The organism is Enterobacter genomosp. O (genome assembly GCF_001022965.1).
Lineage (GTDB): Bacteria > Pseudomonadota > Gammaproteobacteria > Enterobacterales > Enterobacteriaceae > Enterobacter > Enterobacter cloacae_L.
In genome coordinates this window covers 58,924-81,660 of the sequence record NZ_LECZ01000018.1, presented here as the reverse complement: position 1 = coordinate 81,660, position 22,737 = coordinate 58,924, and the positions used below count along the sequence as shown (strand labels likewise).

Genomic DNA, 22,737 nt, shown 5'->3' with positions numbered 1-22,737 from the left:
AGTTCAGTCGGTTAGAATACCTGCCTGTCACGCAGGGGGTCGCGGGTTCGAGTCCCGTCCGTTCCGCCACTTATTAAGACATCAAGCCTGCCTAATTGGCAGGCTTGATGGCAAAAAACTTTAGGGGCGTAGCTCAGTTGGTAGAGCACCGGTCTCCAAAACCGGGTGTCGCGAGTTCGAGTCTCTCCGCCCCTGCCATATATAATCCTTTGCTTCGGCAAAGGATTTTTTTTGCCTGCAATACTGTAAAAACCTCTCTTCTTACTTTTCAGCCAGCATTCCTGCTGGCTGATGTATCAATCCATTACATTGATTTTTAACAAATCTTTTATCTGCGATTGCTTATCACTGTTTTGCAGCCAAATCGCATACAGCGGCCTGGTAAGCGTGGTGGAATCCATCACGGTATGCAGCCCAGCTTTATTATCTGCCCAGCGAACAGGTAACCAGGTACAACCCTTCAACAAGGACAGCTGCTGACAGGCGATCTCCGCAGAGCTGGTCGTTAACTGCGGAACATCATCAGGGGCAATCAATCCCGTCTCATGCTGCTGAAAATCGGGCCCCCATTCCAGGCGCAAATAGGTCAGGTCACTCTTCATCATTGAAGGTTCAGAGGCATAGAGAGCCAGGCCAAACTGGCCAACAATCTGGCTGCTGAATTCATCCATCTTTGGGGCTTCAGTCGTGATCAAAAGATCAAGCTGGCGCTCATGAAGTTGCTTAACCAGCGACTGCCGTTGCGCAATTCTGGCTTCAAATTGCAAATGACCATGAGAATGATACAGCCGGGTAAGCCACTGACTTAGCATACATTCCCACAAGGAAGCACTGGCCCCTATCGAAAACTCATTGTGCCTGGACGTATGTGCAACCTCTTTGCGTGCTGCCTGCCAGGTATTCATCAGCGTTTCTGCGTACGGGAGCAGTTTCTCACCGGCAGGCGTTAAGCGGATGTTGTTGCGATGGCGGGTAAAAAGATTCACACCCAATTGATTTTCCAGCTGTCGAATACGAAAACTGACCGCTGACTGCGTCAGGTAAAGGGCTTCAGCTGCTCGCCCAAAGTGGCGTGTTCTGCTCACTTCAAGGAAAGTTTTTAGCAATTCCGTATCCACATCTTTCTCCGCAAAATTATTTGTCGTTATGATTTAAATGTTTTGTTTTACACTCTGTCAAGCGTAACTAATACTCCGCGCCATAAATAGCTCGGCCAAAGAATTAGGAGCGTGTAGGATGGCGGAAAGCTTTACGACGACTAATCGTTTTTTCGACAATAAACATTATCCGCGCGGGTTCTCTCGTCACGGCGATTTCACCATCAAAGAGGCGCAGCTGCTTGAGCGTCATGGTTATGCCTTTAACGAGCTGGATCTGGGTAAACGTGAGCCTGCAACTGAAGATGAAAAGCAGTTTGTCTCCGTGTGCCGTGGTGAGCGTGAGCCACAATCTGAAGCAGAACGTGTATGGATCAAGTACATGGCGCGCATTAAGCGTCCAAAGCGTTTCCATACGCTGTCTGGCGGTAAGCCGCAGATGGAAGGTGCAGAAGATTACACCGAGTCTGACGACTAATAAAAAAGGGGCTACGGCCCCTTTTTTACGCCAGTAACTTTTGCAGGTGCACAAGCAAACGATCGATAGCCCGATAGCTCAACGCTTCCTGCAGATGTTGTCTCTCAATTTCATGGCACTTTTCTACATCGGCGATAGTACGGGCCACTTTTAAGAGACGCTGCCACGCGCGAATAGAGAGCCCAAAGCGCGTCAATGTTTCTTCCAGCCACTTTGCGTCCTCATCCTTTAGCTGGCAAAACTGCCGGATCTCAGCATTATCCAAGCGGGCATTCAGTTTATTTTGCCGCATATACTGCCGGGCCTGAGCAGCGATAACCCGGTCGCGAACCTCTACCGTACTCTCCCCTCTGACACTGCTCTGGCTGAGCAGGCCGGGAGGAGGTAAAGGGATCTCCAGGGATAAATCGAAACGATCCAGGAAAGGGCCCGATAACTTCCCCAGATATCGCAGCGTCTGCTCTGGCGTACAGCGGTTGTGATTCCCCTGATAATGCCCCGATGGGCTGGGGTTCATTGCCGCAACCAACTGAAACTGCGCGGGATAGCTTATTTTGGCTCGGGTACGTGAGATATGGATCTCACCGGATTCGATGGGCTCCCTTAGGGCATCCAGCACGCGCCGCTCAAACTCAGGAAGCTCATCAAGAAACAAGATACCGTTATGAGCCAGTGAGATCTCTCCCGGCCCCGGAATAGAGCCTCCCCCAACCATGGCCGTCAGTGAAGCGCTGTGGTGCGGAGAGCGGAAAGGGCGACGTCGCCACTGCTTTTGCAACGACACTGAACTCACCAGACTCAATATCGCAGCGCTTTCCAGTGCTTCATGGTTGTTGAGTGGAGGGAGTAATCCATTCAGCCTGCTCGCCAGCATTGTTTTTCCTGTACCCGGCGGACCAATAAGCAACAGGTTATGCCCGCCGGCGGCGGTGATCTCCAGCGCTCGCTTTCCCTGCTCCTGACCGATGATATCGCTGAGATCGTCGGGACTTTCAGGAATGATATCTTCCGCTTCCTCGGGCTCTGACAACGCATGTCGCCCTTCAAGGTGCGCACAAACCTCCTGCAAATGCCCGGCGATAAGGCATCCTTTCTCGGCTATCAGGCTCACTTCAGCACCATTTTCATTGGCAAGAATGATTTCTCTACCGGCATGAATGGCTTCCAGCGCACCTGAGATGGCGCCAGGAACGCCTCTCAATGCACCTGTAAGCGCCAGTTCACCGATGAACTCATACGAGCCTAGCCTGGACGTATTAAGCTGGTCAGAGGCCGCGAGAAGCGCAATAGCGATAGGTAAATCATATCGTCCTCCCTCTTTGGGCAGATCCGCAGGTGCGAGGTTGATAGTGATCTTCTTTGCCGGGAAGGTATAACCGCTATTGATAATAGCGCTGCGGACCCGATCTCTGGCTTCTTTCACCGTTGTCTCCGGCAAGCCGACAAGCGTTAATCCTGGAAGTCCGTTACTCAGGTGAACCTCTACGGAAATAAGCGGTGCTTTTACTCCAATAGCCGCGCGGGTATAAACAACTGACAGTGACATAAGCACCTCCTCGGGGCTCGACTATGCCAGTGTCGCTTTCACATTTTTAGTCCGATTTTTGTGATTTACGGCTGCTGTTCCAGACTTTAAGCGGCAATATGTAATCATTTCCTCTTAATGGAAGCCTCATCGCAGAAAAAAACTTCCTCGTTTTGATGCCTCCTGTATGCCGAAAAAAATGAAAAATATTCACCATCTATTTTTTTCATATAAGACAATGATTTTTAAAGATATGCTTCGCAAGCTAACCAAAGTGGTCATAAATAAATCTTGTGTTTGATTTAAAAACTGTGATAACTCTTTAGGTATTCCTTCGAACAAGATGCAAAAAGAACTGAAAATGACAGCCCTTCTACGAGTGATTAGCCTGGTCGTGATTAGCGTGGTGGTGATTATTATCCCACCGTGCGGGGCTGCACTTGGACGAGGAAAGGCTTAGAAATCAAGCCTTAACGAACTAAGACCCCCGCACCGAAAGGTCCGGGGGTTTTTTTATGACTAAAAAACGCAAATGAGGAGCAGAGAATGACGACTAGCACAAAATTCTGTTTCTCCCGATTTATGACGGGGAACTAACTATGAATGGGGCACAGTGGGTAGTACATGCGTTGCGCGCGCAGGGAGTCGAAACAGTATTCGGTTATCCAGGTGGCGCAATTATGCCGATTTACGATGCACTGTATGACGGCGGCGTGGAGCACCTGTTGTGCCGACACGAGCAGGGCGCAGCGATGGCGGCGATCGGTTATGCGCGCGCCACCGGTAAAACCGGCGTTTGCATGGCCACCTCCGGCCCCGGGGCAACTAACCTGATCACCGGCCTGGCTGATGCGTTGCTGGATTCCGTTCCCGTTGTTGCCATCACCGGTCAGGTTGCGTCTTCGTTCATCGGTACCGATGCTTTCCAGGAAGTCGACGTAATCGGCTTATCGCTGGCCTGCACCAAACACAGCTTCCTCGTCCAGTCTCTGGAAGAATTGCCGCGCGTAATGGCTGAAGCATTTGAGGTTGCGAGCTCTGGCCGCCCCGGCCCGGTTCTGGTTGATATCCCGAAAGATATCCAGGTAGCTCTCGGCGATCTGGAACCGCACTTCTCCACCGTTGAAAGCGACGATGCGTTTCCGCATGCGGAAGTTGAAGAGGCGCGTCAGATGATATCGCAGGCGAAACAGCCAATGCTGTACGTCGGTGGTGGCGTAGGCATGGCGCAGGCCGTTCCCGCCCTGCGTGAATTTATCGCGGTGACGCAAATGCCTGCCACCTGCACGCTGAAAGGGTTGGGTGCGGTAGACGCGAACTACCCATACTATCTGGGCATGCTGGGGATGCACGGCACCAAAGCGGCAAACCTGGCGGTGCAGGAGTGCGATCTGCTCATCGCCGTAGGCGCCCGTTTTGACGATCGCGTTACCGGCAAGCTGAATACCTTTGCGCCGAACGCCAAAGTCATCCATATGGATATCGACCCGGCGGAGATGAACAAATTGCGTCAGGTGCATGTCGCCTTGCAGGGCGATCTCAATGCGCTGTTACCGGCACTGCAGCAGCCGCTGGATATCAACGCGTGGCGTCAGCACACCGCAGAGATGCGCGCTGAACACGCATGGCGTTACGACCATCCTGGCGATGCCATCTACGCACCGCTGCTGTTGAAGCAGTTGTCCGATCGTAAACCGGCAAACAGCGTGGTGACGACGGATGTGGGGCAACACCAGATGTGGTCAGCACAGCACATGACCTATACCCGTCCGGAAAATTTCATCACCTCCAGCGGATTAGGCACGATGGGCTTCGGCTTACCTGCTGCCGTCGGCGCGCAGGTTGCCCGCCCGAACGATACGGTTATCTGTATCTCCGGTGACGGCTCCTTCATGATGAACGTGCAGGAGTTGGGCACCGTGAAGCGCAAGCAGTTACCGCTGAAAATCGTGTTGCTCGATAACCAGCGTTTAGGGATGGTTCGCCAGTGGCAGCAGCTGTTTTTCCAGGAGCGTTACAGCGAAACCACCCTCACCGATAACCCCGATTTCCTCATGTTGGCCAATGCGTTTGGTATCCCCGGCCAGCACATCACCCGTAAAGACCAGGTTGAAGCGGCACTCGACACCATGCTGTCAAGCGAAGGGCCTTACCTGCTTCATGTCTCAATCGACGAGCTTGAGAATGTCTGGCCGTTGGTACCGCCAGGTGCCAGTAACTCACAAATGCTGGAGAAATTATCATGATGCAACATCAGGTTGCCGTGCAGGCTCGCTTCAACCCGGAAACATTAGAACGCGTTTTGCGCGTGGTCCGTCATCGTGGCTTTCAGATTTGCTCTATGAATATGGAGACGGCCACCGATGCACAAAACATCAGTATTGAATTAACCGTTGCCAGCCCGCGGCCGGTCGACTTACTGTTTAGTCAGTTATCAAAGCTGGTAGACGTTGCCCATGTTGCCATCTGCCAGAGCACAACCACATCACAACAAATCCGCGCTTAAGCGTGACAGGAAGAGAAAATGACGACAAAAAAAGCTGATTACATTTGGTTCAATGGTGAGATGGTTCGCTGGGAGGACGCGAAGGTTCACGTGATGTCCCACGCGCTGCACTACGGTACCTCCGTGTTTGAAGGCATCCGTTGCTACGACTCTCACAAAGGACCAGTGGTGTTCCGCCATCGCGAACACATGCAGCGTCTGCATGACTCAGCCAAAATTTATCGTTTCCCGGTTTCTCAAAGCGTTGATGAGCTGATGGAAGCCTGCCGCGATGTCATTCGTAAAAACAATCTGACCAGCGCCTATATTCGTCCGCTGGTCTTCGTGGGTGATGTCGGCATGGGCGTGAACCCGCCAGCCGGTTACAACACCGATGTGATCATTGCCGCGTTCCCGTGGGGTGCCTACCTGGGTGCAGAAGCTCTGGAGCAGGGGATCGACGCAATGGTCTCTTCCTGGAACCGCGTTGCGCCAAATACTATTCCAACCGCCGCTAAAGCGGGCGGTAACTACCTCTCTTCCCTGCTGGTCGGTAGCGAAGCGCGCCGTCACGGCTACCAGGAAGGTATCGCGCTCGATGTGAATGGCTACATCTCCGAAGGTGCAGGTGAAAACCTGTTTGAAGTGAAAGACGGCATTCTGTTCACGCCGCCGTTCACCTCGTCCGCGCTGCCGGGCATCACCCGTGACGCCATCATCAAGCTGGCAAAAGATCTGGGTATTGAAGTGCGCGAGCAGGTTCTGTCCCGTGAATCCCTCTACCTGGCGGATGAAGTCTTTATGTCCGGTACCGCCGCTGAAATCACGCCGGTTCGCAGCGTAGACGGCATTCAGGTGGGTGAAGGCCGCTGTGGTCCGGTTACCAAACGCATTCAGCAAGCCTTCTTCGGCCTCTTTACGGGCGAAACAGAAGACAAATACGGTTGGTTGGATCAGGTTAATCACTAAATATAAATTTGGGACGGCACGCACCGTCCCATTGAACAGTCAGACGGGAGTAAATAAAGCATGCCTAAGTATCGTTCCGCCACCACCACCCACGGCCGCAACATGGCCGGTGCCCGCGCGCTGTGGCGCGCCACCGGGATGACCGACGCCGATTTCGGCAAGCCTATTATCGCCGTGGTGAACTCCTTCACCCAGTTTGTGCCGGGCCACGTGCACCTGCGCGATCTTGGTAAGCTGGTTGCCGAGCAAATCGAAGCGTCCGGTGGTGTGGCGAAAGAGTTCAACACCATTGCGGTGGATGACGGTATCGCGATGGGTCACGGGGGCATGCTCTATTCACTGCCGTCGCGCGAACTGATCGCCGACTCGGTTGAGTACATGGTTAACGCCCACTGCGCTGATGCGATGGTTTGTATCTCCAACTGCGATAAAATCACCCCGGGGATGCTGATGGCCTCCCTGCGCCTGAACATTCCGGTGATCTTCGTTTCCGGTGGTCCGATGGAAGCAGGTAAAACCAAGCTTTCCGACAAAATCATCAAGCTCGACCTGGTCGATGCGATGATCCAGGGCGCGGACCCGAAAGTCTCTGACGAGCAGAGCGACCAGGTTGAGCGCTCCGCGTGTCCGACCTGTGGCTCCTGTTCCGGTATGTTTACCGCCAACTCCATGAACTGCCTGACCGAAGCGCTGGGTCTTTCTCAGCCGGGCAACGGCTCGCTGCTGGCGACCCACGCAGACCGTAAGCAGCTGTTCCTTAACGCCGGCAAACGCATCGTTGAGCTGACCAAGCGTTACTACGAGCAGGACGACGCCAGCGCGCTGCCGCGCAACATCGCCAGTAAAGCCGCGTTTGAGAACGCCATGACGCTGGATATCGCCATGGGCGGCTCCACCAATACCGTTCTGCACCTGCTGGCCGCCGCGCAGGAAGCCGAAATCGACTTCACCATGAGCGACATCGACAAGCTGTCCCGCAAAGTGCCGCAGTTGTGTAAGGTCGCGCCAAGCACCCAGAAATATCATATGGAAGACGTTCACCGTGCCGGTGGCGTGCTGGGTATTCTTGGCGAGCTGGATCGCGCCGGGCTGTTGAACCGTGACGTGAAAAACGTGCTCGGCCTGACGCTGCCGGAGTCGCTGGACCAATACGACGTGATGCTGACCAAAGACGACGCGGTGAAAAAGATGTTCCGCGCGGGCCCGGCGGGCATTCGAACCACTCAGGCGTTCTCTCAGGACTGTCGCTGGGACACCCTGGACGATGACCGCGCCGAGGGCTGCATTCGCTCTCTTGAACATGCCTACAGCAAAGACGGCGGTCTGGCCGTTCTGTACGGTAACTTTGCCGAAAACGGCTGCATCGTAAAAACCGCAGGCGTGGATGACAGCATCCTGAAATTCACCGGCCCGGCAAAAGTGTACGAAAGCCAGGACGACGCGGTGGACGCTATCCTCGGTGGCAAAGTGGTGGAAGGCGACGTGGTTGTCATCCGCTACGAAGGGCCAAAGGGCGGCCCGGGCATGCAGGAGATGCTCTACCCAACCACCTTCCTGAAATCGATGGGCCTCGGTAAAGCCTGCGCGCTGATCACCGACGGTCGTTTCTCCGGCGGGACCTCCGGTCTCTCCATCGGCCACGTCTCGCCAGAAGCGGCAAGCGGCGGCAACATCGCGATCATCGAAGATGGCGACCTGATCGAAATCGACATTCCGAATCGTGGTATTCAGCTGAAGCTGAGCGACCAGGAGATTGCAGCCCGTCGTGAAGCGCAGGAAGCGCGCGGCGACAAAGCCTGGACGCCGAAAGATCGCCAGCGTGAAGTCTCCTTCGCCCTGCGCGCTTACGCGAGCCTTGCCACCAGTGCAGATAAAGGCGCGGTGCGCGATAAATCTAAACTTGGGGGCTAATGATGGCCGAGTCGCAACCCTTATCCGCCGCCCCTGAGGGGGCGGAATATCTCCGGGCGGTGCTGCGCGCGCCGGTCTATGAAGCCGTGCAGGTCACGCCCCTGCAGAAAATGGAAAAACTCTCTTCGCGCCTCGATAACGTGATTCTGGTGAAGCGCGAAGACCGCCAGCCGGTGCACAGCTTCAAGCTGCGCGGAGCCTACGCGATGATGGCCGGGCTGACCGACGAGCAAAAAGCCCGCGGCGTCATTACCGCGTCGGCGGGCAATCACGCTCAGGGCGTGGCGTTCTCCTCTGCCCGTCTGGGGCTGAAAGCGCTGATCGTGATGCCTGTTGCGACGGCGGATATCAAAGTCGATGCGGTGCGTGGCTTCGGCGGTGAAGTACTGCTTCACGGCGCCAATTTTGACGAAGCGAAAGCCAAAGCGATTGAACTGGCGCAGCAGCAGGGTTTTACCTGGGTGCCGCCGTTCGATCATCCGATGGTGATTGCAGGACAAGGTACCCTGGCGCTTGAGCTGCTGCAGCAGGACGCCCATCTCGACCGCGTATTCGTCCCGGTTGGCGGTGGCGGCCTTGCGGCAGGCGTGGCGGTGCTGATCAAACAGCTGATGCCGCAGATCAAAGTCATTGCCGTTGAGGCGGAAGACTCCGCCTGCCTGAAGGCGGCGCTGGATGCCGGGCATCCTGTAGACCTGCCGCGCGTCGGGCTGTTTGCCGAGGGCGTGGCGGTGAAACGCATTGGTGACGAAACCTTCCGCCTGTGCCAGGAGTATCTTGACGACATCGTCACCGTCGACAGCGATGCCATCTGCGCGGCAATGAAAGATCTGTTCGAGGATGTGCGTGCGGTGGCGGAACCGTCCGGCGCGCTGGCGCTGGCGGGGATGAAAAAATACATCGCGCAGCACAACATTCGCGGCGAGCGCCTGGCGCACGTGCTTTCAGGGGCTAACGTCAACTTCCACGGCCTGCGCTACGTTTCCGAGCGCTGTGAACTGGGAGAACAGCGTGAAGCGCTGCTGGCGGTGACCATCCCGGAAGAGAAGGGTAGTTTCCTCAAGTTCTGCCAGCTGCTGGGCGGCCGTTCGGTGACGGAATTTAACTACCGTTTCGCCGATGCCAAAGACGCCTGCATTTTTGTCGGCGTGCGTTTAAGCCGTGGCCTGGAGGAACGTAAAGAGATCCTTAGCCTGCTGCACAACGGTGGCTATAGCGTGGTGGATCTTTCCGACGATGAGATGGCGAAGCTGCACGTGCGCTACATGGTAGGCGGCCGTCCATCGAAGCCGCTCCAGGAACGCCTGTTCAGCTTTGAGTTCCCGGAATCGCCGGGTGCGTTGCTCAAGTTCCTGCATACGCTGGGCACGCACTGGAACATCTCCCTGTTCCACTACCGCAGCCACGGTACCGATTACGGCCGCGTGCTGGCGGCGTTCGAATTGGGCGAGCACGAGCCTGATTTTGAAACGCGGTTGAACGAACTGGGCTATGAGTGTCACGATGAAACCCATAACCCGGCGTTCCGTTTCTTCCTGGCAGGCTAAGCGCAGCGCCACCCGGCTTTAATGGTTTGGCAATATCTTCCAGAACGCATCAATAAGCGGCTCATGCAGCCGCTTTTTTTGTGCGCATACGCCAAGTTCGAACGGCGTCTTCTCGTCGCTGCGATCGAGAATCATCACGCGATTGCGCACCGGCTCCGGGCTGTTTTCCAGCACCACTTCCGGCAGCAGCGCCACGCCGCAGCCGAGCGCCACCATCGACACCATCGCCTCATGGCCACTGACCGTGGCGTAAATCGACGGATTGCTGATTTTCTGCCGACGGAACCACAGCTCGATGCGTCGACGTACCGGCCCCTGATCGGCCATGATAAACGGCACCGTCGACCAGTCCGGCTTTTCCACCGATACCTGATTACGCACCGGGCAGGGCAGCGCCGGCGCGATCAGCACCACAGCCAGATTCTCCAGCATGGAGAACGCCACTGCGCCCGGCAGAGTTTCGGGTTTCCCGGCAATGGCGAGATCCGCCTCGCCCGTGACCACTTTTTCCATTGCGTCGGCGGCATCGCCGGTGGTGAGTTTAATTTCAACCGACGGGTGTGCCGCGCGGAAGCGGTCAAGAATGGGCGGCAGATGGCTATAGGCGGCGGTCACGGAGCAGAAAATATGCAGTTCACCGGAGAGTGATGGCCCCTGCTGATCGATAGAGTGCCGCAGCTGCTGATACTGCAGCAACGTCTGCTGGGCAAAAATGCGCAGTTCTTCACCCGCTTCCGTGAGCGTAACGGTGCGGTTATCACGCACGAACAGCGGCTGGCCGAGGTCTTCCTCAAGGCGCTGGATCTGGCGTGAAAGCGTGGAAGGACTCACGTGCATCGCCCGGGCGCTGCGGCCAAAATGGCGGCTTTCCGCCAGGTGCAGGAACATTTTCAGATCGCGTAAATCCACCGACTCCACTCCCTCTTTTTACATTGCAAAAATTGCAATATGACGTTGTGAATATATCAATTTCCGCAATAAATTTCCTGTTGTAATGTGGGTACATTCTCGCTGAAACGCGAACCGAACAATAAGACACACAACATCACGAGGTATCACCCATGGCTAACTACTTTAATACACTGAACTTGCGCCAGCAGCTGGCGCAGCTGGGCAAATGCCGCTTCATGGCGCGCGACGAATTTGCCGATGGCGCAAGCTACCTTCAGGGTAAAAAAGTGGTCATCGTCGGCTGTGGCGCACAGGGTCTGAACCAGGGCCTGAACATGCGTGACTCCGGTCTGGATATCTCCTACGCTCTGCGCAAAGAAGCGATTGCTGAGAAGCGTGCCTCCTGGCGTAAAGCGACCGAAAACGGCTTCAAAGTGGGCACCTACGAAGAGCTGATCCCGCAGGCGGATTTGGTGGTTAACCTAACGCCAGACAAACAGCACTCTGACGTTGTACGTTCCGTACAGCCGCTGATGAAAGACGGCGCGGCGCTGGGTTACTCACACGGCTTCAACATCGTTGAAGTGGGCGAGCAGATCCGTAAAGACATCACCGTAGTGATGGTGGCACCGAAATGTCCGGGTACGGAAGTGCGTGAAGAGTACAAGCGTGGCTTCGGCGTGCCGACCCTGATCGCCGTTCACCCGGAAAACGATCCAAAAGGCGAAGGTATGGCCATTGCCAAAGCATGGGCAGCGGCGACCGGCGGCCACCGTGCGGGCGTACTGGAATCTTCCTTCGTTGCAGAAGTGAAATCTGACCTGATGGGCGAGCAGACCATTCTGTGCGGCATGCTGCAGGCGGGCTCTCTGCTGTGCTTCGACAAGCTGGTGGCAGAAGGTACCGACCCGGCCTACGCGGAAAAACTCATTCAATTCGGCTGGGAAACCATCACCGAAGCGCTGAAGCAGGGCGGCATCACCCTGATGATGGACCGTCTGTCCAACCCGGCAAAACTGCGTGCTTACGCGCTGTCCGAACAGCTGAAAACCATCATGGCGCCGCTGTTCCAGAAACACATGGACGACATTATCTCCGGCGAGTTCTCTTCCGGCATGATGGCGGACTGGGCGAACGACGATAAGAAACTGCTGACCTGGCGTGAAGAGACCGGTAAAACCGCGTTCGAAACCGCACCGCAATATGAAGGTAAAATCGGCGAGCAGGAGTACTTCGATAAAGGCGTACTGATGATCGCGATGGTGAAAGCAGGCGTTGAGCTGGCGTTCGAAACCATGGTGGATTCCGGCATCATCGAAGAATCTGCGTACTATGAATCGCTGCACGAGCTGCCGCTGATCGCGAACACCATCGCCCGTAAGCGTCTGTATGAAATGAACGTGGTTATCTCTGATACCGCAGAATACGGTAACTACCTGTTCTCTTACGCCTGCGTACCGCTGCTGAAAGAGTTTATGACCACCCTGCAGACCGGCGATCTGGGCAAGGCAATTGCGGAAGGTGCCGTGGATAACGCGCAGCTGCGCGATGTGAACGAAGCAATTCGCGGCCACCAGATCGAGAAAGTGGGTCACAAACTGCGCGGTTACATGACCGATATGAAGCGTATTGCAGTAGCGGGTTAACACCGCAGGTGCGGGCTGATGCCCTCACCCCGACCCTCTCCCACAGGGAGAGGGTGCAAACATTAAAGGCCTTCTCTTTGAGAAGGCCTTGCTGTTTATTTCCGATACAGCACTTTGATAATGTGGTATCCGAACTGGGTATGCAGCGGGCCGGTTGGCTCCAGCACCGGGCAGGAGAACACCACTTTATCGAACGCCGGAACCATCTGGCCCTGGCGGAATTCGCCCAGGTCACCGCCGCGTTTGCCTGACGGGCAGATGGAGTGCTTTTTCGCCAGTTTGCCGAAGTCAGCACCGTTTTTAATCTGCTCCAGAAGATCTAAAGCCAGTTTCTCTTCTTTAACGAGGATATGCACTGCTGCTGCTGTTTTTGCCATGATCGTGCCTTGAATAGGTTGAAATAAATCGGGGCGCAATATACCACGCGTCAGCGGCGATAAAGCACCTTAATGATATGGTAGCCAAATTTGGTTTTTACCGGGCCGTAGGGCTTCAGCAGAGGGCAGCTAAAGACCGCCTGATCGAATGGGCCGACCATCGCACCTTGTTGAAATTCTCCGAGATCCCCTCCATTGCGCCCGGACGGGCATTTTGAGTAGCGCTTTGCCAGATGATCAAAGCTGATGCCGCGTTCGAGCTTGGTCAGGATCTCCCGAGCCAGTTTCTCTTCTTTTACCAGAATATGCAGGGCTGCTGCGGTCTTTTTCATGGTTCTGCTCTACGGGTTAATCGCGATTTCTCCACTTTATCATTAGCCGGTAAATCTGCGTCCGGCTTTCTGCTACAATCCACACCCCGTTCGAAGATTGAGCAACCATCCCATGCGTTTAAACCCTGGACAACAACAAGCGGTCGAATTCGTTACTGGACCATGCCTGGTGCTGGCAGGGGCCGGTTCGGGTAAAACCCGCGTAATCACCAACAAAATTGCGCACCTGATCCGCGGCTGTGGCTATCAGGCCCGGCACATTGCGGCAGTGACCTTTACCAATAAAGCGGCGCGTGAGATGAAAGAGCGTGTCGGCCAGACGCTGGGGCGTAAAGAGGCGCGCGGCCTGATGATCTCAACGTTCCACACGCTGGGGCTGGATATCATCAAACGTGAATATGCGGCTCTGGGAATGAAGTCCAACTTCTCGCTCTTCGATGACACCGACCAGGTGGCGCTACTCAAAGAGCTCACCGAGGGACTGATCGAAGATGATAAGGTGCTGTTGCAGCAGCTGATCTCGACGATCTCCAACTGGAAAAACGATCTGATGACGCCGGCCCAGGCCGCGGCGATCGCCAAAGGCGAACGGGATCGGATCTTCGCCCACTGCTATGGTCTATACGATGCGCATATGAAAGCGTGTAACGTGCTGGACTTTGACGACCTGATCCTGCTGCCCACGCTGCTGCTGCAGCGCAATGGAGAGGTGCGCGAGCGCTGGCAGAATAAAATCCGCTACCTGCTGGTGGATGAATATCAGGATACCAACACCAGCCAGTACGAGCTTGTTAAGCTGCTGGTGGGGCAGCGCGCGCGTTTCACCGTGGTTGGCGATGACGACCAGTCAATTTACTCCTGGCGCGGCGCGCGCCCGCAAAACCTGGTACTGCTGAGCAAAGATTTTCCGGCGCTGCAGGTGATTAAGCTCGAGCAGAACTACCGCTCATCGGGGCGCATCCTGAAGGCGGCAAATATCCTGATCGCCAACAACCCGCACGTGTTTGAGAAGCGCCTGTTCTCCGAGTTGGGCTACGGGACGGAGCTGAAAGTCCTCAGCGCCAACAATGAAGAGCATGAAGCGGAGCGCGTCACGGGCGAACTTATTGCTCACCACTTCGTCAATAAAACCGAATATAAGGATTACGCGATCCTCTATCGCGGTAATCACCAGTCGCGCGTCTTTGAAAAGATGCTGATGCAGAACCGCATTCCGTACAAAATTTCCGGCGGTACCTCGTTCTTCTCTCGGCCTGAAATCAAAGACCTGCTGGCCTATCTGCGCGTACTCACTAACCCGGACGACGACAGCGCGTTTCTGCGCATTGTGAATACGCCAAAACGTGAGATTGGCCCGGCGACGCTGCAAAAGCTCGGGGAATGGGCAATGACGCGTAACAAAAGCCTGTTCACCGCCAGCTTCGACATGGGGCTGAGCCAGACCTTAAGCGGACGTGGGTATGATTCGTTAACGCGATTCACCCACTGGCTTGGCGAAGTGCAGCGTCTGGCAGAGCGCGAACCCATTGCCGCCGTTCGCGATCTGATCCACGGTATCGACTACGAGTCGTGGCTATACGAAACCTCGGCCAGCCCGAAAGCGGCCGAGATGCGCATGAAAAACGTTAACCAGCTCTTTAGCTGGATGACTGAAATGCTGGAAGGCTCTGAAATCGACGAACCCATGACCCTGACGCAGGTGGTCACCCGCTTTACCCTGCGCGATATGATGGAGCGCGGCGAGAGCGAAGAAGAGGCCGATCAGGTTCAGCTGATGACGCTGCATGCGTCCAAAGGTCTGGAATTCCCGTATGTGTATCTGGTCGGCATGGAAGAGGGATTATTACCGCACCAGAGCAGCATAGATGAAGACAACGTCGACGAGGAGCGCCGTCTGGCCTATGTGGGGATCACCCGCGCGCAGAAAGAGCTGACGTTCACGCTGTGTAAAGAGCGCCGTCAGTACGGTGAACTGGTGCGCCCGGAGCCGAGCCGTTTCCTGCTGGAACTGCCGCAGGATGACCTGATTTGGGAACAGGAGCGCAAAGTGATTACCGCTGAAGAGCGTATGCACAAGGGACAGGCTAACGTGGCGAATATTCGCGCCATGCTGGCAAAAGCCAAAGAGAAAGGATAAGTCCGGAGGGACTTGTAGGCCGGGTAAGCGCAGCGCCACCCGGCATTTTTTACTATCTTACTTTACTTCCAACACCCAGTGCACATAGCTTTGCCACTGGCACTCCTGCTCGATCATCTCTGCCCCAAGCGGGTGTTTATCAATCCAGTTTTCCGGCAGCGTCAGAGACAGTTTTTCGTCGTCGGCCACCAGGCTGATAGCAGGGAGCAAATCATCGCGACGACGGCTGGCAAACAGGATGGCCAGACGCAGCAGGCGGCACATGTGCTCGGCCACGCGCGGCGGTACGGCGTTTTGCTGATGCAAAGAGGAGAGATCAACGGCATTGGTCTGGTTCAGCAGCAGCGTTGCCAGCAATTTTTTCTGTGCGGGCGTATAGCCCGGTAAATCAAGATTACGCACCAGATACGCTGCGTGAGCAGGTGCCTGCTTAAAATCTATGCTCAACCCCACTTCGTGGAGCGCACAGGCGCTTAGCAACAAATCGCGGCTCAGATGGTCGAGATCCCAGACGTTAGCGACCCGATCGGCGAAGCGAGACGCCAGCTGCGCCACGCGACCGGCCTGCTCGATATCAACCAGAAAACGGCGCTGCACGTTGCGCAGGGTGCGGCTGCGAATGTCCTGATCGACCGACAGATGCAACATCCCATAAACCAGGCCTTCGCGCAGCGCGCCGCCAGCCAGCGTCATACAGGTGATGTTGAGCTCGGTGAAAATCGCAATCAGAATGGCCAGCCCGCTCGGGAAGACCAGCGCGCGTTCAAGCGTCAGACCTTCAATTTCCAGCTCTTCCAGCCGTCCACACTGAATGGCGCGCTGTTTCAGCTGATGAAGTTTGGCAAGCGTAATCCGCTCGTCCATTCCCTGCGCCATCATGATTTCCTGCAGGGCCTGCACGGTCCCCGACGCACCCACGCAGACTTTCCAGCCGTGATAGCGCAGTTCATCCATGACGGGACGTAACACCTCGCGCGCGGCATGTTCTGCCTCGTCGAAGTTCTCTTTACCCAGATTTCGGTCAGCAAAGTAGCGCTCAAGCCAGGTCACGCAGCCCATTGACAGGCTGAACAGCGACGTCGCCTGCGCGCCGGTACCGGTAACCAGTTCTGTGCTGGCACCGCCGATATCCACCACCAGGCGGCGATCGTCTCCCCCCGTGGTGTGCGCAACACCCTGATAAATCAGGCGAGCTTCTTCTTCACCGCTGATAACCTGAACCGGACAGCCCAGAATTTCCTGCGCTCTGGCAATGAAATCTACGGCGTTGACCGCCAGTCGGAGCGTCGCGGTGGCGACGACGGTGATTTGGGCATGAGGGATATCCTGCAGACGCTCAGCAAAGAGTCGCAGACACTGCCAGCCACGTTCCATGGCTTCAGGTGAGAGGTAATTGTCGCTGCTCAGGCCCGCCGCGAGGCGGACCTTGCGCTTAATGCGCGTCAGCGTTTGTATGCTTCCTGCCACCTCGCGCACAACCAGCATATGAAAACTATTCGAGCCGAGATCGATTGCTGCATAAAGCGAGGTGGAGCTGAGCATATTTTCTTAACCTGAACGACGACGATTACGCGGTGCGCCGCCTGAACGACGCGGACCATTGCCGGAGCGTGGGCGGGTAAGACGCTTAGGCGGCGGCAGTTCGCTTAACAGCGCTTCCGGGTTGTATTTGCTCTGCGGAATAGAGTGACCGATGTAAGTCTCAATGGCTGGAAGATTCAGCGCATACTCTTCACACGCAAGGCTAATAGAGTGACCGCTTGCGCCCGCACGACCGGTACGACCGATACGGTGTACATAGTCTTCGCAGTCGTCTGGCAGGTCATAGTTAAACACATGCGTCACGGCTGGAATGTGCAAACCACGTGCTGCCACGTCGGTTGCGACCAGAATATCGAGATCGCCACGGGTAAACTCTTCGAGAATACGCAGGCGTTTTTTCTGCGCCACGTCGCCGGTCAACAGGCCAACACGGTGACCGTCTGCCGCCAGATGGCCCCAGATGTCTTCACAACGGTGTTTGGTGTTTGCGAAGATAATGGCGCGGTCTGGCCACTCTTCTTCAATCAGCGTTTGCAGCAGACGCATTTTCTCTTCATTAGAAGGATAGAAGAGCTCTTCTTTAATGCGGTGACCCGTTTTCTGCTCAGGTTCCACTTCTACATATTCGGCGTTGTTCATCTGTTCGAACGCCAGTTCGCGAACGCGGTACGAGAGGGTTGCAGAGAACAGCATATTCAGACGCTGATTAGCCGGAGGCATACGGCGGAACAGCCAGCGGATGTCTTTAATGAAGCCCAGATCGTACATACGGTCAGCTTCATCGAGCACCACAACCTGGATTGCGCCGAGGTTAATGTGGTTCTGTTTGGCGTAATCAATAAGACGGCCGGTGGTACCGATCAGGATATCCACACCGCTTTCCAGCACTTTCAGCTGCTTATCGTAGCCATCGCCGCCATAGGCCAGGCCAAGCTTCAGGCCGGTAGCCTGCGCCAGGGGTTCAGCGTCTGCGTGGATCTGTACCGCCAGTTCTCGCGTCGGGGCCATAATTAGCGCGCGCGGCTGGTTAACTTTGCGGTCTGCAATCGCTGGGTGAGAAAGTAAATAATGAAACGTTGACGTCAAAAACGCCATCGTTTTGCCGGTACCGGTTTGCGCCTGCCCGGCAACATCGCGACCGGCCAGCGTCAGCGGCAGCGCGAGGGCCTGAATGGGCGTGCAGTTATGAAACCCTTTATTTTCAAGGGCTTCGATTACCTTTGCGTGCAGGGCGAAGTCGGAAAACTTCTGTTCTGTTAAATGTGTTTTGCTCATAGTGTGGTAGAATATCAGCTTACTATTGCTTTACGAAAGCGTATCCGGTGAAATAAAGTCAACCTTTAGTTGGTTAATGCGACATCAACACGTCGTTGGTGGAGACAAAACCAACGTACCAGGCTTATTCCTGTGGAGTTATATATGAGCGATAAAATTATTCACCTGACTGACGACAGTTTTGACACGGACGTACTTAAGGCTGACGGGCTGATCCTCGTCGATTTCTGGGCTGAATGGTGTGGTCCTTGCAAAATGATCGCCCCGATTCTGGATGAGATCGCCGACGAATATCAGGGCAAACTGACCGTTGCCAAGCTGAACATCGACCAGAACCCGGGCACCGCGCCAAAATACGGTATCCGCGGCATCCCGACCCTGCTGCTGTTCAAAAACGGCGAAGTGGCGGCGACCAAAGTGGGCGCGCTGTCCAAAGGTCAACTGAAAGAGTTCCTGGACGCTAACCTGGCGTAAGGTTTCTCCGCTGTGCGTCCAGAGCATCTGGCTAAATGATGTGGAACTCTGGACGCCCGGCTGAAGTCGTGCTAAGTTAGCTATGACTTCGTTTTAAACATATCTTGTTGTTTGAATCTTGTTTTACCCGATACTTCCCGTTGTTGACATAAACAGTGCGTGAAGTGGCTAAATTCCGGGCTTGTCACTCAATCCGTCTTGTCGTTTCAGTTCTGCGTTCTTTCCCTGTGACCAGACAGCGAACAGACATGAGGTGATGGCCGCTAAACAGGCATGGATGACCCTGCCATACCATTCACAACATTAAGTTCGAGAATCACCCCGAGTTTAAGAACCCACACCATTATGAATCTTACCGAATTAAAGAATACGCCGGTTTCTGAGCTGATCACTCTCGGCGAAAATATGGGGCTGGAAAACCAGGCTCGTATGCGCAAGCAGGACATCATTTTCGCCATCCTGAAGCAGCACGCTAAGAGTGGCGAAGATATCTTTGGCGACGGTGTGCTGGAGATATTGCAAGACGGATTTGGTTTCCTCCGCTCTGCAGACAGCTCCTACCTCGCCGGCCCTGACGACATCTACGTATCCCCCAGCCAAATCCGCCGTTTCAACCTCCGCACTGGTGACACCATTTCAGGTAAGATTCGTCCTCCTAAAGAGGGTGAACGCTACTTTGCGCTGTTGAAAGTTAACGAAGTTAACTACGACAAACCGGAAAACTCGCGCAATAAGATCCTGTTCGAGAACTTGACGCCACTGCACGCAAACTCTCGTCTGCGCATGGAGCGTGGTAACGGTTCTACCGAAGACTTAACCGCTCGCGTTCTGGATCTGGCCTCACCAATCGGTCGTGGTCAGCGTGGTCTGATTGTCGCGCCGCCAAAAGCGGGTAAAACCATGCTGCTGCAGAACATCGCGCAGAGCATCGCCTACAACCACCCAGACTGTGTGCTGATGGTGCTGCTGATTGACGAACGTCCGGAAGAAGTGACCGAGATGCAGCGTCTGGTTAAAGGTGAAGTTGTCGCTTCAACCTTTGATGAACCGGCATCTCGCCACGTTCAGGTAGCAGAAATGGTAATCGAGAAGGCGAAACGCCTGGTTGAGCACAAGAAAGACGTGATCATCCTGCTCGACTCCATTACGCGTCTGGCGCGTGCCTACAACACCGTTGTCCCGGCTTCCGGTAAAGTACTGACCGGTGGTGTGGATGCTAACGCCCTGCATCGTCCGAAACGTTTCTTCGGTGCAGCACGTAACGTGGAAGAGGGCGGCAGCCTGACCATCATCGCGACGGCGCTGATCGACACCGGTTCCAAAATGGACGAAGTCATTTACGAAGAGTTTAAAGGTACAGGCAACATGGAACTGCACCTTTCTCGTAAAATTGCTGAGAAACGCGTCTTCCCGGCAATCGACTACAACCGTTCCGGTACCCGTAAAGAAGAACTGCTCACCACACAGGAAGAGCTGCAGAAAATGTGGATCCTGCGCAAAATCATCCATCCAATGGGTGAAATTGACGCGATGGAGTTCCTCATTAACAAACTGGCGATGACCAAAACAAACGACGATTTCTTCGACATGATGAAACGCTCGTAACGCAAATAAAGCCAGTGAACGCCACGTTTTTACGTGGCGTTTTTCTTTTATGGACTATACGCTAGTACCACCTACTCCCAATTTTGACCGGTCGGTGCGACAATAGGGTCGTTTATACAGTCAAAGAAATAATTGATTGAAAAATATACAAAGGGAGTTGTGAGAAGCCACCTTTATTACTTCTGAGGCGGTGGCTTCATGGTTATACTTCCGGGACTAACATTTGTTGAGAGCAATCCATTGTGAATCTACTCACCGTTGTGACTGAGCTAATCAGTATTTTTTTATTCACAACCTGTTTTTTGTTCATCGCGCGCAAGGTGGCAAAACGAATAGGGCTGGTGGATAAACCTAATTTTCGTAAACGTCATCAAGGACTTATTCCTCTGGTTGGAGGGATTTCTGTTTACGCTGGTATCTGTTTCACGTTTGGTATTGCGGATTATTATATCCCACACGCAGCCCTTTATCTTGCCTGTGCGGGTGTCCTCGTACTCGTAGGGGCACTTGATGACCGATTCGATATCGCGGTGAAAATACGCGCCACCGTTCAGGCGGCAATTGGCGTAGTGATGATGCTTGTGGGCGGCCTGTATCTGAGAAGCCTGGGCTATGTGTTTGGTCCCTGGGAGTTAGTCCTGGGGCCATTTGGCTTCTTCCTGACGCTCTTTGCCGTCTGGGCGGCAATCAATGCTTTCAACATGGTGGACGGTATTGACGGCCTGCTTGGTGGATTGTCTTCCGTCTCGTTCGCTGCAATCGGCATTATTTTGTGGTTTGATGGTCAGTACAGCCTGGCAATGTGGTGTTTTGCCATGATTGCCGCGATCCTGCCTTATATCCTCTTAAACCTCGGTGCGCTGGGGCGTCGCTATAAAGTCTTCATGGGTGACGCGGGCAGTACGTTGATCGGTTTTACCGTGATCTGGATTTTGCTCGAAACCACACAGGGTAAAACTCACCCGATCAGTCCCGTCACAGCATTATGGATCATTGCCATTCCGTTAATGGATATGGTGGCGATTATGTATCGCCGTCTGCGCAAAGGGATGAGTCCTTTCTCTCCCGATCGTCAGCATATTCATCATCTCATCATGCGCGCGGGGTTCACTTCTCGTCAGGCGTTTGTTCTGATCACCCTGGCCGCTGCTATTCTCGCTGCTATTGGCGTCGCTGCAGAATATGCCCATTTTATTCCTGAATGGGTAATGTTGGTATTATTCTTGCTAGCATTTTTCCTGTACGGCTATTGCATTAAGCGCGCATGGAAAGTAGCGCGATTCATTAAACGTCTGAAACGCAGGATGCGTCGTAATAATGACAAAAATACAACATTAACTAAGTAAAACCGGGACTATGATGACTCAACCGTTGGCGGGAGCGAAATCAGTGGTAACTGAGAATGAACTGGATATTCGGGGTTTGTTTCGCGTGTTATGGGCAGGCAAACTTTGGATTGCGGGGATCGCGCTGGGGTTTGCACTGTTAGCGCTGGCCTACACCTTCTTTGCAAAACAGGAATGGAGTGCCACGGCAATTACAGACCGACCAACGGTTAACATGCTCGGCGGGTTTTATTCCCAGCAGCAGTTCCTGCGTAATCTGGATATCAAGGCGAATCTGGCGACACCCGATCAGGCTTCCGTTATGGATGAAGCCTATAAAGAATTTGTGATGCAACTGGCCTCCTGGGACACGCGTCGCGACTTCTGGTCCCAGACGGATTATTACAAGCAACGCATGGTGGGTAACAGCAAGGTTGATGCCGCGCTGTTGGACGATCTGATTAACAATATTCAGTTTATGCCGGGCGATGCGCTGCGTAACGTCAATGACAGCGTTAAGCTGATTGCAGAAACCGCGCCGGATGCCAACAACCTGTTGCGTCAGTATGTTGCGTTTGCCAGCCAGCGTGCCGCAAGCCATCTTAACGAAGAGCTTAAGGGTGCCTGGGCAGCCCGTACCATCCAGATGAAAGCGCAGGTAAAACGTCAGGAAGAGGTGGCGAAAGCCATCTTTGCTCGTCGCGTTCATAATATTGAGCAGGCGCTGAAAATCGCGGAACAGCACAATATTTCCCGCAGCGAAACGGATGTTCCGGCAGATGAGCTGCCTGACTCTGAAATGTTCCTTCTTGGGCGCCCTATGCTGCAGGCACGTTTGGAAAATCTTCAGGCCGTTGGCCCCGATTTTGACCTCGACTACGATCAAAACCGCGCCATGCTCACCACCCTGAATGTTGGCCCAACGATGGACCCGCGTTTTCAGACCTATCGTTATTTGCGAACGCCTGAAGAGCCTGTAAAACGCGATAGTCCGCGTCGTGCATTCCTGATGATTATGTGGGGGATTGTAGGCGCACTGACGGGCGCTGGCGTGGCGTTAACGCGTCGTCGCACAAACTAAGAACGCCGTCTACGATGAAGGCTACGGCCTTCATCGCCTA

21 protein-coding genes and 1 tRNA gene are annotated in these 22,737 nt (G+C 54.6%); 15 read left to right on the top strand and 7 right to left on the bottom strand.

Going from position 1 to position 22,737, the window contains the following annotated elements; genetic code table 11:
- The first annotated feature begins 122 nt into the window (after positions 1–122).
- Positions 123–198: transfer RNA gene (locus tag ABR39_RS01500), tRNA-Trp, on the top strand.
- Between the two features lie 98 nt (positions 199–296).
- Here ABR39_RS01500 and hdfR read toward each other — a convergent pair.
- On the bottom strand, positions 297–1,118 hold the full coding sequence (hdfR, locus tag ABR39_RS01495) for an HTH-type transcriptional regulator HdfR (RefSeq protein WP_047345487.1): 822 nt from the start codon (positions 1,116–1,118) through the stop codon (positions 297–299).
- A 118-nt stretch (positions 1,119–1,236) separates the two neighbouring features.
- Between hdfR and ABR39_RS01490 the strand changes: the two genes are divergently transcribed.
- Entirely contained in the window at positions 1,237–1,575 is a 339-nt protein-coding gene (locus ABR39_RS01490; RefSeq protein WP_008501577.1) for a DUF413 domain-containing protein, read from the top strand.
- 25 nt (positions 1,576–1,600) lie between these two features.
- Here the strand turns inward: ABR39_RS01490 and ABR39_RS01485 are convergent, their stop codons facing one another.
- A complete protein-coding gene (locus ABR39_RS01485; protein ID WP_047345486.1) occupies positions 1,601–3,121 on the bottom strand; it encodes a YifB family Mg chelatase-like AAA ATPase in 1,521 nt (506 codons plus the stop codon).
- A 340-nt stretch (positions 3,122–3,461) separates the two neighbouring features.
- Here ABR39_RS01485 and ilvL point away from each other — a divergent pair, with 340 nt between their 5' ends.
- The 7 genes from ilvL to ilvA all read left to right on the top strand — a co-directional run bounded on the left by ilvL (position 3,462) and on the right by ilvA (position 10,012).
- A complete protein-coding gene (ilvL, locus tag ABR39_RS24555; protein WP_001311244.1) occupies positions 3,462–3,560 on the top strand; it encodes an ilv operon leader peptide in 99 nt (32 codons plus the stop codon).
- An 86-nt stretch (positions 3,561–3,646) separates the two neighbouring features.
- The gene (ilvX, locus tag ABR39_RS26070; protein WP_166792073.1) at positions 3,647–3,697 is read left to right on the top strand and encodes a peptide IlvX; all 51 of its coding nucleotides are present in this window, start codon (positions 3,647–3,649) and stop codon (positions 3,695–3,697) included.
- A gap of 2 nt (positions 3,698–3,699) precedes the next feature.
- Positions 3,700–5,346 carry an acetolactate synthase 2 catalytic subunit gene (ilvG, locus tag ABR39_RS01480; protein ID WP_047345485.1) on the top strand — a complete coding sequence of 549 codons (1,647 nt, stop codon included), beginning with the start codon at positions 3,700–3,702 and terminating at the stop codon, positions 5,344–5,346.
- Positions 5,343–5,606: an acetolactate synthase 2 small subunit gene (ilvM, locus tag ABR39_RS01475; RefSeq protein WP_003860184.1), complete on the top strand. Its 264-nt coding sequence runs from the start codon at positions 5,343–5,345 to the stop codon at positions 5,604–5,606. The genes ilvG and ilvM overlap by 4 nt, the downstream gene beginning before the upstream one ends.
- A gap of 18 nt (positions 5,607–5,624) precedes the next feature.
- The gene (gene ilvE / locus ABR39_RS01470) at positions 5,625–6,554 is read left to right on the top strand and encodes a branched-chain-amino-acid transaminase (RefSeq protein WP_023326297.1); all 930 of its coding nucleotides are present in this window, start codon (positions 5,625–5,627) and stop codon (positions 6,552–6,554) included.
- A gap of 60 nt (positions 6,555–6,614) precedes the next feature.
- The gene (gene ilvD / locus ABR39_RS01465) at positions 6,615–8,465 is read left to right on the top strand and encodes a dihydroxy-acid dehydratase (RefSeq protein ID WP_047345484.1); all 1,851 of its coding nucleotides are present in this window, start codon (positions 6,615–6,617) and stop codon (positions 8,463–8,465) included.
- Between the two features lie 2 nt (positions 8,466–8,467).
- On the top strand, positions 8,468–10,012 hold the full coding sequence (gene ilvA, locus ABR39_RS01460) for a threonine ammonia-lyase, biosynthetic (protein ID WP_123138600.1): 1,545 nt from the start codon (positions 8,468–8,470) through the stop codon (positions 10,010–10,012).
- An 18-nt stretch (positions 10,013–10,030) separates the two neighbouring features.
- On the opposite strand, the gene ilvY is transcribed toward ilvA, so the two are convergent.
- The gene (ilvY, locus tag ABR39_RS01455; RefSeq protein WP_047345482.1) at positions 10,031–10,921 is read right to left on the bottom strand and encodes an HTH-type transcriptional activator IlvY; all 891 of its coding nucleotides are present in this window, start codon (positions 10,919–10,921) and stop codon (positions 10,031–10,033) included.
- A gap of 152 nt (positions 10,922–11,073) precedes the next feature.
- Between ilvY and ilvC the strand changes: the two genes are divergently transcribed.
- Positions 11,074–12,549 (top strand): ketol-acid reductoisomerase, encoded by a 1,476-nt coding sequence (gene ilvC, locus ABR39_RS01450; protein WP_047345481.1) that lies wholly within the window; start codon positions 11,074–11,076, stop codon positions 12,547–12,549.
- Positions 12,550–12,644: 95 nt separating this feature from the next.
- Here the strand turns inward: ilvC and ppiC (ABR39_RS01445) are convergent, their stop codons facing one another.
- Both ppiC (ABR39_RS01445) and ppiC (ABR39_RS01440) read right to left on the bottom strand, forming a co-directional pair.
- Entirely contained in the window at positions 12,645–12,926 is a 282-nt protein-coding gene (ppiC, locus tag ABR39_RS01445; protein ID WP_023309650.1) for a peptidylprolyl isomerase PpiC, read from the bottom strand.
- A gap of 50 nt (positions 12,927–12,976) precedes the next feature.
- A complete protein-coding gene (gene ppiC / locus ABR39_RS01440; RefSeq protein WP_047345480.1) occupies positions 12,977–13,258 on the bottom strand; it encodes a peptidylprolyl isomerase PpiC in 282 nt (93 codons plus the stop codon).
- 112 nt (positions 13,259–13,370) lie between these two features.
- Here ppiC (ABR39_RS01440) and rep point away from each other — a divergent pair, with 112 nt between their 5' ends.
- On the top strand, positions 13,371–15,395 hold the full coding sequence (gene rep, locus ABR39_RS01435; protein ID WP_047345479.1) for a DNA helicase Rep: 2,025 nt from the start codon (positions 13,371–13,373) through the stop codon (positions 15,393–15,395).
- Positions 15,396–15,452: 57 nt separating this feature from the next.
- On the opposite strand, the gene gppA is transcribed toward rep, so the two are convergent.
- Positions 15,453–16,937, bottom strand: a complete 1,485-nt coding sequence (gppA, locus tag ABR39_RS01430; protein WP_047345478.1) for a guanosine-5'-triphosphate,3'-diphosphate diphosphatase — start codon at positions 16,935–16,937, stop codon at positions 15,453–15,455.
- Positions 16,938–16,943: 6 nt separating this feature from the next.
- Positions 16,944–18,212 carry an ATP-dependent RNA helicase RhlB gene (rhlB, locus tag ABR39_RS01425; RefSeq protein WP_047345477.1) on the bottom strand — a complete coding sequence of 423 codons (1,269 nt, stop codon included), beginning with the start codon at positions 18,210–18,212 and terminating at the stop codon, positions 16,944–16,946.
- Positions 18,213–18,356: 144 nt separating this feature from the next.
- Between rhlB and trxA the strand changes: the two genes are divergently transcribed.
- The 4 genes from trxA (at position 18,357) to wzzE (ending at position 22,697) form a co-directional block, all read left to right on the top strand.
- A complete protein-coding gene (trxA, locus tag ABR39_RS01420; RefSeq protein WP_006179218.1) occupies positions 18,357–18,686 on the top strand; it encodes a thioredoxin TrxA in 330 nt (109 codons plus the stop codon).
- Between the two features lie 345 nt (positions 18,687–19,031).
- Positions 19,032–20,291 carry a transcription termination factor Rho gene (gene rho, locus ABR39_RS01415; RefSeq protein ID WP_001054528.1) on the top strand — a complete coding sequence of 420 codons (1,260 nt, stop codon included), beginning with the start codon at positions 19,032–19,034 and terminating at the stop codon, positions 20,289–20,291.
- A gap of 242 nt (positions 20,292–20,533) precedes the next feature.
- On the top strand, positions 20,534–21,637 hold the full coding sequence (wecA, locus tag ABR39_RS01410) for a UDP-N-acetylglucosamine--undecaprenyl-phosphate N-acetylglucosaminephosphotransferase (RefSeq protein ID WP_047345476.1): 1,104 nt from the start codon (positions 20,534–20,536) through the stop codon (positions 21,635–21,637).
- 13 nt (positions 21,638–21,650) lie between these two features.
- The gene (gene wzzE / locus ABR39_RS01405) at positions 21,651–22,697 is read left to right on the top strand and encodes an ECA polysaccharide chain length modulation protein (protein WP_047345475.1); all 1,047 of its coding nucleotides are present in this window, start codon (positions 21,651–21,653) and stop codon (positions 22,695–22,697) included.
- Positions 22,698–22,737: the final 40 nt, after the last annotated feature.